The following is a 13,121-nucleotide window of genomic DNA, read 5'->3' on the forward strand; positions in this document are numbered from 1 at the left end:
ATGATAAATGAAATTGACAAAAGAAATCTTTCGGCTTTCGAAAGCACGACCGAAAGGGAAAATCATTTTATGGAATTTGCTAAAGCCAAATCCATAGATTTATTGGGAGGTCAAATTGAATCCCGGCCCGAAATCAATTTGTGGACGGGAAACCTTCGGGCGATTAAAACCGAACAGCCCATTTTTTTAGAAGGCAATCTGATTGAAAGAGCACTGGGCTATCTCCAGGAGCAAAAAGAGAGTTTCGGGTTCGAGTCAGGCACTGTCGCCGAATACTTTCCCGACCCGAATATTGCAGAGACGAGCACGGGGCTCAAAATTGTAAATGCCTACCAATATTATAAAGGAATTCCGGTTTTTCTGATCAACCGTGCGGTAATTTTCAATTCCGAAGGCGGCCTGGAGTCTGCTGTTGGCGACAGCGTTACGATTTCCGAGACCATAAACATCCGGCCAGAGGTAACTGCCGGCAAAGCCATGGCGGTGGTTGCCGATTATTTGAAGACCGACAAATCAGAAGATGACACAGACTGGCTTGGTGGGCCGATTGAAAGCACATTTGATCCGTCCGCCGATTTTGTACCTAAAAAAATAATAGAATTTCCACAGCTCACCTGTCTCCCAACGGTTTTAGACAAAAGTATATTTGCCGATTACATCCGGGCCAACCTCGTGATCTTTTACATTGGGCCAACTGCAGAACTTTCGTGGAAATTCACGGTGACTGTTGATGAGGAAGGTTTGCAGTACGAAGCAGTTGTTTCGGCATCTAATAATGAACACATCGAAATCCTGTACTTGAAAAAAATTTCCCTCCACGCCGATGCAGTAGGTTATGTTCATAAAAAAAACGGCGGCTATCCCAAGGAAGAGGTCACATTTCCGCTTACACGAAATGATTATCCGTTTGCCGGCAATGGGACTTCGGTAACATTCAAGGAATGGGTAACATCATCTGAAACCAAAGGCACAAATGTTATTGCCTTTCAAAGCGATGGCTTGAATCACGTGAAAGGAATTGTCGACGGAATGAACAAGGTGGTTTTTAACACCTCCGACGAAAAGGAACAGCAAACACTGAACATCTTCTATTTTTGCAATTACCTCCACGATTTCTTCTATTTGCTGGGATTTGATTCTAAAGCGGGAAGTTTTGACGATGACGATCCGGTAATTGCCAAAGCGTTCAGTGGGCCAATTTCAGGCACAGCGACCATGTCGACCCCGATCGATGGTTCCTCGCCTGTTATGAGAATGGGGTTGGCCGCTTCAGGACGCCATACCGCATTGGATGCAGATGTGGTTTTCCACGAATACGTGCATGGCGTCACCACGAGGCTTGTTGGCGGGAAGATGAATGACGGATCTTTACGAGAGCCTCAAAGTCAGGCAATGGGCGAAGGCTGGAGCGATTATTTCGCACTGTCAATCCAGAATTATTACAGTACAGATGAAAAAAATATCACCGGTGACTGGGTAACCAATAAAGCAGGCGGTATCCGTAAACACGTTTACAATGATGATTATGACCAGTTTTTAACCTATGGAAAAATCGATAAAATAAGCGGTCCGCACAATCGTGGGGAACTATGGTGCGCAACGCTGATGCATTGGACAAGGCACTTATCTCGCAGTATCGGGAAAGACAAATCCTATTACATCTGTTGGCAATCGGTTGTTGATGGATTGAAGCTCACCAACGCCAATCCGAGTTTCATCGATGCCCGCAATGCAATCTTCAGGGCGTTGCAATCGATGCAGGACGATCATCTTGTAACAGCTGCCGACAGAACGGAAGCCATACGGCAGTTCTGGAGTTCGTTTGCCAAATTTGGCATGGGTGTCAGGGCTTCGAGCCCGGGTCCTTCCATGTTCAACCTAATCGAGAATTTTGATGCTCTTTAACCAATAAACCAAAAAAAAATGGAAGAAATGATTATTACTTTGTTTTTAGCCGGACTTCTAGCTGGTCTCATTCAGTATTTTGTAGACTTTAAAGGATTGCCACTTTACCAGCCTCCGGCCGCAGCTTCATTCCAAGAAGAAGAAAAACCAGGCTTCTGGCAAACGATTTTTAAATTTGTAAAAGACCATTGGCAACTGTTCGGCTATCTTACCATAGGTGTTGCCGGTGCATTTCTCACACCGCTCATCTACGAAATGACCAACCACAGCCTCGGCGGGATTGAAAAATTTAAGATGCACGCAGAATGCATTTTCACTCAGGTCAATGGAAAACCTGTCTGTCCGGGAATTGATGGCTGGTATTACCTCATCCTTTTTGGATACGGAATTGTATTTGGTTATTCGAGTGTCAGGATTATCCGCAGTATTGGTTCGCTCATCATCGTGAAGCTGACTGTCAAACAAGAGGAACAACAGAAAAAACTTGACGAGCAACAAAAAAAGATCCAGGAATTGGAAAATAAAATCCTGAGCCTGCAAAAACCGCAGCAAACGTTCAGTTTTGCAGATGTTGATGTAACGACAAACCATTGCGACGATTCAGATGCAAAAATAGAATTATCAAATGTGGCCGGATTTGATTCTTGCGAACAAAACACCAACCCAAAGCCATGGAAAATAGACGACAGCAGAATCGCAAAAAGTCTGGCCCAACTGAGAAGCCAAGTAAATGCAATGGCGCCAAACAGGAGCAAACTTTCAGACGGTTGGTTTGGTGATGCGGCCCATCAGGAAACCGAATCCGACCACAATCCCTGGGTTTGGGATGCAGAAACAAACAAAGGGGTTGTGACCGCCTTCGACATTACTCATGATGTCAAAAACAAATGTGATTGTTCGGTACTTGCACAATGGTTTGAAAAAAATAAGGATCCAAGGATAAAATATGTCATCTGGAACAAGAAAAAAATGTATTCCACTCCCGTTGGCGGTAGCGCAGCATGGACATGGCGGGCATACAATGGCACCAACCCTCATGACAAACACATCCATGTTTCTGTGAATTGCGACAAAACTTCATATGACTCTATAAGCAATTGGACGTTAAGCTAGTAAAAAAACTTAAAGCTTTAATTTTTTATTAAGCCGAAACAATTGTTTCGGCTTTTTTTAATGAAACGTCCAAGTTCAATTTCGCTAGTTTCAGTAAAATGCTCGGACCCAAAAATATTTATACAAGCTTACATAATTCTATAAGAGTAAACGTATTGACATAGCCTTTAAATACTAAACCTCATCCATTCTCCTAACCAAAGTATCCCACAAACTATTCAAGAACTTAGTCCGCTCACTCTTCCTCGCCCTCATTTCAAAAAACGTTCTGAAACTCACATTATGGCTTATCAATAGTGTTCGATAAACCCTCATACATGAAAATAGACATTTTCACCCCCATTTTGATGCTAACTATTGACCAACCTTACAATAAAATAATAAATTCCATATTCCAAAGTAGAAATAACGGTTACAATAAATTGAAATTAAAGCATTGATAATTAGTGAATTAATAATTTTTAAATCTCATTAAAAGAGTTAAAAAAGGCGCAAGGTGTTCGACTATGATCCATGACAGCCCACAGAATTTAAAAAACTCCAAAGCCTTATGATTTTGGAATTTTTTTATGGTTCTAAAATTTTACTCTAAAAGTTTCGAACCTAAACTGCTTAACCCTTGTTTTTGTTGACTATCTGGTTTTCAAAAATACAATGTGCCACGATTCTGCCACAAAACTTAGACTGGTGAAATTTTTAGAAAACCGCCTTAACTTTTTGTGGCAGAAAAGGTATCCACTCCATTCCAAATGTGCCACGAATGTGCCACAAAGATTTTGTTCGATTATATAAATATTGAAAAGTGGTATAAAAGGAAAAACCCTGCAAATCGTTTGATTTGCAGGGTTTACTGCTTTTTTCGGGCTTTTTTATAAACTTTGAAAAGTTTGCTATCCTTTCGTTTAAAGCCTTCAGCGGAGAAAGAGGGATTCGAACCCCCGGACCTGTTACAGTCAACAGTTTTCAAGACTGCCGCATTCGACCGCTCTGCCATTTCTCCAGTATGTCGCAATCATTTTGTGATTGCGAGTGCAAATATAGTGCGCTTTTCCGATTATAAAAACTTTTTCACTTCTTTTTTTAAGTTAATTTTTAAGTGTCTAATTATCAGTATTCCCGAAAATTATTATTTTTTAAAATTACTCCAGATCGTCTAAAATTGGTGTTGGTTTTTTGTTTTCATCAACTGCAACAAACGAAAAAGTTCCTGAAACTACCGTTTCACGAAGTTCTGAATACATCTGTTCCATAAAAATATCAACATGAATTTTGCAGCTGGTTCTTCCAACGCTATCTACTTTTGCTACTAATTCAATTAAAGTTCCTGCTGGAATCGCTTTTTTAAAGTCAATTTGACCTGTAGATATTGTAACTACTTTTTTACGGCTAAAACGCGTGGCACAAATAAAAGCAACTTCGTCCATAAGATGAAGAGCAGTTCCGCCAAATAGCGTGTCATAATGGTTCGTAGTACTCGGAAAAACAGCTTTGAATATATGTGTCTCAGATTTTTGAATTCTTTCTTCTAATGTTCCCATCTATTAGTAGTTTACATATTCTGTGATCTCAAGACCATATCCAATCATTCCTACACGTTTTGTTTGCTCTGTGTTTGATACCAGTCTAATTTTAGAAATATCAATATCATGCAGGATTTGAGCTCCAATTCCGTAATCTTTACTGTCAATAATTATCTTCGGCGCTTTTAATGTTCCGTTCGATTGCAATGATTTAAGCTCTGCAATTCGGTTTAACAAATTTACAGCCGTCATATCCTGATTGATGAAAATAACAGCGCCCTTTCCATTCTCATTAATAACCTTAAACATATCGTCTAATTGTTGCTCTGCGTTATTAGTCAATGTGCCTAATAAATCATTATTTACCTGTGAGGAGTGAATTCTGGTTAGAATTGGTTCTCCAAGATTCCAGGTTCCTTTTGTTAAAGCAATATGGATTTGTTTGTTTGTCGTTTGCTCGTAAGCTCTTAATCTAAAAGTTCCAAAACGGGTTTCGATATCAAAATCTTCTTTTTTGACAATTAGACTGTCGTGTTGCATTCTATAGGCTACAAGGTCTTCAATTGAAACTAATTTTAAATTAAATTTCTTTGCGACCTTTATCAATTCAGGTAAACGGGACATCGTTCCGTCTTCATTTAGGATTTCACAAATCACACCAGCCGATTTAAATCCGGCCAGTCTTGCAAAATCAATAGCAGCTTCTGTATGGCCAGTTCTTCTTAAAACACCACCTTGCTTTGCAATCAAAGGAAAAATGTGACCCGGGCGTGCTAAATCATGTGGTTTGGTATTTCCGTCAACTAGTGCCTGAACCGTTTTAGATCTGTCAGCAGCAGAGATTCCTGTGGTAACCCCATTTCCTTTCAAATCTACAGAAACCGTAAAAGCAGTTTCCATGTGATCTGTATTGTTGGTTACCATTGCCCGTAAATCTAATTCTTTACAACGGCTTTCAGTAAGAGGGGTACAAATTAAACCACGTCCGTGAGTAGCCATAAAATTGATCATCTCCGGTGTTACTTTTTCGGCTGCGGCCAAAAAATCACCTTCATTTTCGCGATCTTCATCATCGACTACAATGATTACTTTACCCTGACGAATATCTTCTATAGCTTCTTCAATGGTATTCAGTTGTATTTTTGTTGTTGACATAATTATTGTTTGTTTTGAGCAGGGAAAAACCGCTCAGCAATTTTTTGAAATAGTTGTGATATTGGGGTAGTTATCGCATCAAAGTTGATTAATCCATTATCGTTTGTTGCACGATATGTTAATAATACAGCCAATGGCAATAATATAAAAGAGGACATCCATGATCCCATAAACGGAGACATTCCGCCTTCCTGCGAAAGCCTTTTTCCAAAAGTATTGATAAAGTGAAAAGTAATAAAAATTAAAACGGCAAAGACAATTGGTAAACCAAGTCCTCCTTTTCGAATAATTGCACCAAGCGGAGCTCCTATGAAAAACATTAAAAAACAGGCAAAAGCAATTACAAACTTCTCGTATAGAGCAGTTAAGTGTTTGTTGATTTCACGTTGTTTGTCTTTTAGGTCTTTTTGGGTTGTTTCAATAGAATAGATATTGCTGGTTACATTGCTGCTGGCCATTTTGAGGATATCAGATTTCTGTTTGTTTGTATATAAAGATAAAAGATTATCTGGTAAAGGTTTTTTCTTTTTATCTGTTTTAATGGTTACCGGTGGTTTTCTGATTCCAACACGTTGGTTTATGTTCTCTGAAAAAGAGATAATTTCATTGTCCAGATTTTTATTTAAAGAGTCTAAAGTATAACGCAGTTCATTAACATTAAGCATTGCATTTGTGCTGCCGACATTCTCTTTGTCTTCGTCTACTTTGTTTAATTCGGATAAGTCAATATTAATGACCTGCTTTTTAAAAGCTCCCTTTATAAAAGGCAGTTTTGCTCGATCTTCGTATTTTTTTGGGGTAACATCCTGATAGTAATAACCGTCATTTAAAACGAGTTTTAAGATGCTTGACTTTTCACTGCTCATCAATTTACCGTTTTTAGCTTTTATAACTGTTTTATTTTCACCGCTATTACTAGGCTTTTCATGAATGGTAACTCCTGTTAGGATGTTTCCGTTTTCTCCGGATTTTTTATTGACTTTAATATTGTAGAACCCCACATCGTTAAACTGACCTTCGGCAATTGCCATTGCTGGTTTTGCCTGGGCTATGTTTTTTCGGAAGTTGATAAATTTATATTCGGCATAGGGAATGACGTTATTGGCAAACCAAAAGGCCACTATACTTAAAAAAAAGATAAAGATGATTAGCACCCGCATCGCTCTTTGTAAAGAGATTCCGGATGACTTCATTGCTGCAAATTCGTAGTTTTCAGCCAGGTTTCCAAAAGTCATAATAGATGCCAATAAAACCGATAGTGGTAAAACCAATGGAATTATTCGGGGCATTGAGAATAACAGGAATTTTACAACCAACATCAAATCCAGGTCTTTACCTGCAAGTTCAGAGATAAAAAGCCATACAGTCTGAAGTATGAATATAAAAAAAAGGATTACGAATACCGTAGTAAACGTAATCAGAAATGTTTTTAGTAAGTATTTGTCTAAAATTTTCAACCTCGTAATTAATCTAATTTATTGATGTAGTATTTTGGATATTTGCTCGCTACAAAGGTAAATTGATTTTTTGATAAAGGCTGATTGGTTTTAAAAGAATTAACGGTTAAAGTGGTTTTTGTTCCATTTTTCCCGGTTTCGATTAAGTTGTAGATGTGTTTAGTCTGAATATCAATGCCTAGCAGGATTTCTTTTCGTTGATCTTTAGTACTTGTAGGTGCTAATTTGATATATTGAATCTTTCTTCCTTTAACATTTTGTACAATATCCATATTGTATTTGTAGCCGGAATTGAAGAAAGTAAGCATTTTTGAAGGTGTAATAGCGTTATCGTCTTTCTCATTTACTTTAGAAACGGTAACTTCTTCGTCTTCAGGGTTGATTGTGTATGTTTTTTGCCCGTCGAATATTTTAGTAACGCCCATAAAATTCAATACATATTGATTTCCTTTCATGGTTACATTTCCTTTACTGTCCTGATTGATGTTTTCTTTGGCGTTGTTCAAAGAATATTTAAAATCAATAACAATATTGTCGTAGCTTTTTATTTTAGCAGTTACTTCGTTCAATAAATCTTTTGCTTTTTTATCCTGAGCCTGAATAGAAGTGAAGCTCAATAGCAAAATAACGGCCATTTGAAAGCACTTTTTAGTCATCTTAGTAATAGAATTGTTTTGGATTTCCTGAATTTTTTTCATGATGGGATTAATTTTGTTCATTATTAAAAAATTGATCAAGAGCACTTAAGTCAGATATGTTTACGCTTCTTGCTTTACTGCCTTCAAACGGACCAACAATTCCAGCTGCTTCCAGCTGATCGATCAAACGACCGGCCCTGTTGTAACCCAATTTTAATTTTCTTTGCAATAATGAAGCGGAACCCTGCTGTGCATTGACAATAATTTCAGCAGCTTCTCTAAATAAGGTATCTCTTTCGGAAATATCCATATCAAGATTAATGCCAGTTTCTTCCCCAACAAACTCCGGAAGCAAATAAGCTGTGGCATATGCTTTTTGAGAACCAATAAAATCCGTGATTTTTTCAACCTCAGGAGTGTCTATAAAAGCACATTGTACACGAACCACATCGTTACCATTGGTGTATAATAAATCTCCACGGCCAATTAACTGATCAGCTCCCTGTGTGTCTAAAATAGTTCTTGAGTCAATTTTAGAAGTTACCCTAAAAGCAATTCTCGCAGGGAAATTCGCTTTAATTAAACCTGTAATAACATTTACGGACGGTCTTTGCGTTGCAATGATCAGGTGAATACCAATAGCACGCGCCAATTGGGCCAGTCGCGCAATCGGAATTTCGACTTCTTTACCGGCAGTCATAATCAAATCGGCGAACTCATCGACAACTAATATAATGTAAGGTAAGAATCGGTGTCCGGCTTCGGGATTTAATTTTCGGGCTTTGAATTTCTCGTTGTATTCTTTAATATTACGAACCATCGCATCTTTTAATAAAGAATAACGGTTATCCATTTCAACACAAAGTGAGTTTAATGTATTGACTACTTTTGCATTATCGGTAATAATAGCATCTTCCGTATCAGGTAGTTTGGCCAGATAATGTCTTTCAATTTTATTGAATAATGTTAACTCTACTTTTTTAGGATCGACCAAGACGAATTTTACTTCGGCGGGATGTTTTTTGTATAAAAGGGACGTTAAAACGGCATTCAGTCCAACCGATTTTCCCTGCCCTGTAGCTCCTGCCATCAATAAATGGGGCATTTTCGCTAAATCAACAACAAAAGTTTCGTTCGAAATGGTTTTCCCTAAAGCAATTGGTAATTCCATCTCGGCTTCCTGAAATTTCGCAGATCCAATAACGCTTTTCATCGAAACCATAGTAGGGTTCTTGTTAGGAACCTCGATACCAATTGTTCCTTTCCCGGGAATAGGTGCAATAATACGAATTCCTAATGCCGAAAGAGATAACGCAATATCGTCTTCTAGACTTTTAATCTTTGAAATTCTGATTCCGGCTTCCGGTACAATTTCGTATAAAGTTACCGACGGACCAACGGTTGCTTTAATTTGTGCGATTTCAATTTTGTAGTTACGCAGTGTATCTACAATTTTGTTTTTATTTTCTTCTAATTCTTCCTGATTGATTGTAATTCCGCCAGTCGAATATTCTTTTAATAAATCGATGGTTGGGAATTTATAGTTGGATAAATCCAAAGTAGGGTCAAATAATCCAAAGTCGGCAACGAGGCGTGAAGCCAGGTTTTCTTCGATAATATCTTCTTCTTCTGCTTTTTCGATAACAAATTCTTCTGTATGTACAGGCGGAGTTACGGTTACCGGATTGATGTCCATTTGAAGAGGTTTTAAAACCGGGTTCAGATCAATTTCGGATGAATGATTAATGGTTGGTTTTAAAGCTTCTTTATTGATTTCGAATTGGCTGACATCAGATTTTAAATGAATATTGTCTAGCTCAGGATCTTCCTCGATAGCAAATTCTTCCAGGTTATAAGCGCTTTCTGCTTGTTGTGGTTTTAAAGTCCCTAATTCTGATTTCAATTCTTTTTTGGTAGAATCAAAATAAGACTGAATTTTCTCCGGTGATAATTTAATTTTAAAAATTAAATAGATGATTAATCCAAAGAGTAAGGTCAGCAGGGTTCCTGTTTTTCCAATGTAATCCTGCAGGAATAAGTTTAATTCATATCCAATTGTTCCTCCCAGTTCAGGAGCAGAAGTGGCGAAAAATCCAAATAAAACAGAAACTATAATAATAGCAAATAAATCCCAAAACCAAATGCTTTTTAGTTTTTTGGTTGACATTTCTAACGCCAGAAATAATCCGGTTAGGAAAAATAAACGTATTAAGATAAAAGAAGCGAGACCAAAACCTCTGTAGACTATAAGATCAGAAAGATAAGCTCCGAATTTTCCGAGCCAGTTTTCGACCACTTCAGTACGGTCACCAAGCTGGCTTACGGCACTTTGATCTGTCTGCCATTGTCCGTTGACATAAAATGAAATGAATGCAACCAGTAATGCAACAGAAAAGAGTATCAAAAGGCAACCCAAAACAAAACGTTGCTGTTTGTTGGGCCTCCAGGATCTTAAATTCTCAGTTTTGGATTCGTTTTTTTTGTCTACAGTTTCTTTTTTTGTTTTTGCCATTCTTGCGTTCCTTGCCTATATGAATTTTGGAATATAAATAATCAAGCCTATTGCGATTGCTGTCATTGCGGCAAAAAATACCGCTCCTGCAGCAATATCTTTAATAAATCCGATTCGTTTGCTGTAATCAGGATGAATAAAATCAGCTATTTTTTCAACCGCTGTGTTTAGTCCTTCAATAGCTAAAACTAAACCAATTGCCAAGGTTTGACAAAGCCATTCAGTTTGTGTAATATGAAAATAGAACCCGGCAATGGTCATGAAAATCCCCAGGGAGAATTGAACCATGATGCTGTGTTCTGTCCGGATAAGTTTTACAGCACCGTTAAAAGCATACGTCATGCTTTTTAAACGGCCTGTAACAAAAGTATTGTCTTTTTGAAATTCCATTTATAGGTATTATAGTGCTGCTAAAGCTGCTTCGTAATTTGGTTCGTTTGCAATTTCTGCAACTTGTTCCGTATGTGTAATTTTTCCGTTTTCATCCACAACAATAATTGCTCTTGAGTGTAAACCTGCCAAAGGTCCGTCAACGATTTCTAAACCGTTTGCTTTACCAAAACTACCTTCTTGAAAATCAGATAAGTTTACTACGTTTTCTAAACCTTCTGCACCACAAAAACGTTTTTGGGCAAATGGTAAATCTCTTGAGATACATAAAACAGTAGTGTTTTCTAAACCGCTTGCACTTTCGTTGAATTTTCTAACAGAAGTTGCACAAGTTCCTGTATCAACACTTGGGAAAATATTTAAAACTAATTTTTTTCCTGCGAAGTTACTTAATGAAGCAACAGACAAATCGTTTTGTACTAATTTGAAATCAGCTAGTTGTGATCCAACTGTTGGTAATTCACCTGAAGTATGTACCGGATTTCCTCCTAATGTTATTGAAGCCATGATGTTTGTTTAAATTAATGAGGTTCAAAAGTAAGGATTAATATTTGAATCTAAAAGTATTTGTTAGGGGTTTAAGTATAGATTAAGAGTTGGATTTGTCATTGTTGGAAACAAAACAATTTCATGAAAGATTTCTGTACCTATTGCCCGCAAATAAGGCAGGTTAAACTGATTTACACAGATTATTCTATTGTTGTTTTGTGATCCTGAAGAACGAAGGATCACAAATTTGGGTTTAAGACCGAAAACTGAAAACAAAAAAAACGCTCTCTTTGAATGAAAGCGTTTCTTACGTCATGTTTTTTATTTTTCTTCTTAGGAAAAAGAGGCCGATTATTTATCGATAGAACCTAGAACACGTTTCATAAACGCATTTAAGGCTTCTTTTTTATCTGTGCCCTGAACTACCATTTTGTGTACTTCAAGCGCACCGTACATATTGGATATTAATTCGCCAATTACATCAAGTTCTTCATCTTTTAAAGACGGGATTTCAGTCATTGCTTCCAGAACTTCGATTGTTTCAATGATATAATCCTGATCGTTTTCTTCGATGAATTGGGTCAATTGCTTTATTACGGGTAATTTCATATTGAGACTTCTTAGATTTTTAGACATTCTTAGACTTCTTAGACCTTTTTAAAGTTTGTAGACAACTTCTAAGAAGTCTAAAAATCTAAGCCAGTCTAACTGTCTAAATTTACGCAATTGCGTTTACCAGGTCGATTAAAACTTCTTGTTTGTTGGTTTGGGTTTCTCCAACTAATTTTCCGTTTACGAAAGTGGCGAATGTTGGCAGGTTGCTTACATTGGCTAATTTTCTTGATTCAGGAGCGTTTTCTGCATCAACCAAAACAAAAGTGATAGCTTCATTTTCTGTGGCTAATTTTTTGAATTTTGGTTTCATAATACGGCAATTTCCACACCATGAAGCTGAATATTGTACTACTACTTTTTCGTTTTTAGCAACTAAATCTGCTAACGTATCTTCGTTTAAGTCGATTAACATGTTTTTTGTTTTTAAGGTTCAAAGTGGCAAAGGTTCAAAGGGACAAAGTTTTTAAACTTCATAAAATGTCGCAACAAAAAGCTTTGTTGTTAATCTTTACCGTATGTTTTTAGGAGTATTAAAGGAACAAAGGTTCAAGGGGACAAAGTTTAAAACTTTGTAGATCGTAACAAAAAAACTTTGTCACTCTGTACCTATGAACCTTTGTGTCTTTATAAAAAATTAGTTTGCGCTTAAGTATTCAGCAGTACTAATTCTGTCTGCAGACATTGCTTCTTTTCCGGCTTCCCAGTTTGCAGGACAAACTTCACCTTTTTCCTGGATGTGAGTATAAGCATCAACCATACGTAAGTATTCGTTTACGTTACGGCCTAATGGCATATCGTTTACACTTTCGTGGAAGATTTTTCCCGTTTCGTCGATAAGGTAAGTAGCTCTGTAAGTTACATTTGAACCTTCGATAACTACTGAGTCAGTTTCTTCGCTGTAGCTTGTAGATTCGATATCAAGGATACCTAAAATGTTCGCTAAGTTACGGTTTGTATCCGCTAAGATTGGGTAAGTTACACCTTCGATTCCACCGTTGTTTTTTGGAGTGTTTAACCAGGCGAAGTGTACTTCGTTAGTATCACATGAAGCTCCGATTACGATAGTATTTCTTTTTTCAAATTCTGGTAATGCAGCTTGAAAGGCGTGTAATTCAGTTGGACATACAAAAGTGAAATCTTTTGGGTACCAAAACAATAATACTTTTTTGTTGTTGTTTACTGCTTCTTCAAAAATGTTGATTTTTAAATTGTCACCCATTTCTGAGATAGCATCTACTGCAATACTTGGGAATTTTTTTCCTACTAAAGACATATTTTTCGTTTTACGTTAAAAATTTATTTCTGGTGCAAAAGTAGGACATAACTA

13 protein-coding genes and 1 tRNA gene are annotated in these 13,121 nt (G+C 37.3%); 2 read left to right on the forward strand and 12 right to left on the reverse strand.

The annotated features are described in order from the left end of the window. Together ACHRWY_RS18970 and ACHRWY_RS18975 are read left to right on the forward strand one after the other, a co-directional pair. Positions 1 to 1,905 carry a M36 family metallopeptidase gene (locus ACHRWY_RS18970; RefSeq protein ID WP_395356777.1) on the forward strand — a complete coding sequence of 635 codons (1,905 nt, stop codon included), beginning with the start codon at positions 1 to 3 and terminating at the stop codon, positions 1,903 to 1,905. Positions 1,906 to 1,923: 18 nt separating this feature from the next. Continuing rightward, positions 1,924 to 3,018 carry a hypothetical protein gene (locus ACHRWY_RS18975; protein ID WP_395356778.1) on the forward strand — a complete coding sequence of 365 codons (1,095 nt, stop codon included), beginning with the start codon at positions 1,924 to 1,926 and terminating at the stop codon, positions 3,016 to 3,018. Positions 3,019 to 3,192: 174 nt separating this feature from the next. Here the strand turns inward: ACHRWY_RS18975 and ACHRWY_RS18980 are convergent, their stop codons facing one another. The 12 genes from ACHRWY_RS18980 to ACHRWY_RS19035 all read right to left on the reverse strand — a co-directional run bounded on the left by ACHRWY_RS18980 (position 3,193) and on the right by ACHRWY_RS19035 (position 13,067). Then, positions 3,193 to 3,333, reverse strand: a complete 141-nt coding sequence (locus tag ACHRWY_RS18980) for an RteC domain-containing protein (RefSeq protein WP_395356780.1) — start codon at positions 3,331 to 3,333, stop codon at positions 3,193 to 3,195. Between the two features lie 600 nt (positions 3,334 to 3,933). Next, positions 3,934 to 4,018: transfer RNA gene (locus tag ACHRWY_RS18985), tRNA-Ser, on the reverse strand. Between the two features lie 139 nt (positions 4,019 to 4,157). Beyond that, the gene (locus ACHRWY_RS18990; protein WP_395356781.1) at positions 4,158 to 4,556 is read right to left on the reverse strand and encodes an acyl-CoA thioesterase; all 399 of its coding nucleotides are present in this window, start codon (positions 4,554 to 4,556) and stop codon (positions 4,158 to 4,160) included. Positions 4,557 to 4,559: 3 nt separating this feature from the next. Continuing rightward, positions 4,560 to 5,693 carry a 3,4-dihydroxy-2-butanone-4-phosphate synthase gene (ribB, locus tag ACHRWY_RS18995; RefSeq protein ID WP_395356783.1) on the reverse strand — a complete coding sequence of 378 codons (1,134 nt, stop codon included), beginning with the start codon at positions 5,691 to 5,693 and terminating at the stop codon, positions 4,560 to 4,562. 2 nt (positions 5,694 to 5,695) lie between these two features. After that, on the reverse strand, positions 5,696 to 7,150 hold the full coding sequence (locus ACHRWY_RS19000; protein WP_395356785.1) for an LptF/LptG family permease: 1,455 nt from the start codon (positions 7,148 to 7,150) through the stop codon (positions 5,696 to 5,698). Positions 7,151 to 7,158: 8 nt separating this feature from the next. Further along, a complete protein-coding gene (locus ACHRWY_RS19005) occupies positions 7,159 to 7,848 on the reverse strand; it encodes an outer membrane lipoprotein carrier protein LolA (RefSeq protein ID WP_395356787.1) in 690 nt (229 codons plus the stop codon). A gap of 7 nt (positions 7,849 to 7,855) precedes the next feature. Next, the gene (locus tag ACHRWY_RS19010; protein WP_395356788.1) at positions 7,856 to 10,300 is read right to left on the reverse strand and encodes a DNA translocase FtsK; all 2,445 of its coding nucleotides are present in this window, start codon (positions 10,298 to 10,300) and stop codon (positions 7,856 to 7,858) included. Between the two features lie 15 nt (positions 10,301 to 10,315). After that, a complete protein-coding gene (locus ACHRWY_RS19015; RefSeq protein ID WP_395356789.1) occupies positions 10,316 to 10,690 on the reverse strand; it encodes a diacylglycerol kinase family protein in 375 nt (124 codons plus the stop codon). Positions 10,691 to 10,699: 9 nt separating this feature from the next. Continuing rightward, positions 10,700 to 11,197: a thiol peroxidase gene (gene tpx / locus ACHRWY_RS19020; protein WP_395356791.1), complete on the reverse strand. Its 498-nt coding sequence runs from the start codon at positions 11,195 to 11,197 to the stop codon at positions 10,700 to 10,702. A 333-nt stretch (positions 11,198 to 11,530) separates the two neighbouring features. Further along, positions 11,531 to 11,788, reverse strand: coding sequence for a DUF6952 family protein (locus tag ACHRWY_RS19025; protein WP_017495510.1), 258 nt, complete (start codon positions 11,786 to 11,788; stop codon positions 11,531 to 11,533). Positions 11,789 to 11,897: 109 nt separating this feature from the next. Beyond that, positions 11,898 to 12,206, reverse strand: coding sequence for a co-chaperone YbbN (locus ACHRWY_RS19030; RefSeq protein ID WP_072964537.1), 309 nt, complete (start codon positions 12,204 to 12,206; stop codon positions 11,898 to 11,900). A 222-nt stretch (positions 12,207 to 12,428) separates the two neighbouring features. Next, positions 12,429 to 13,067: a peroxiredoxin gene (locus tag ACHRWY_RS19035; protein WP_395356792.1), complete on the reverse strand. Its 639-nt coding sequence runs from the start codon at positions 13,065 to 13,067 to the stop codon at positions 12,429 to 12,431. Positions 13,068 to 13,121: the final 54 nt, after the last annotated feature.

This window comes from Flavobacterium sp. FlaQc-48 (genome assembly GCF_044007335.1).
Taxonomy (GTDB): Bacteria; Bacteroidota; Bacteroidia; order Flavobacteriales; family Flavobacteriaceae; genus Flavobacterium.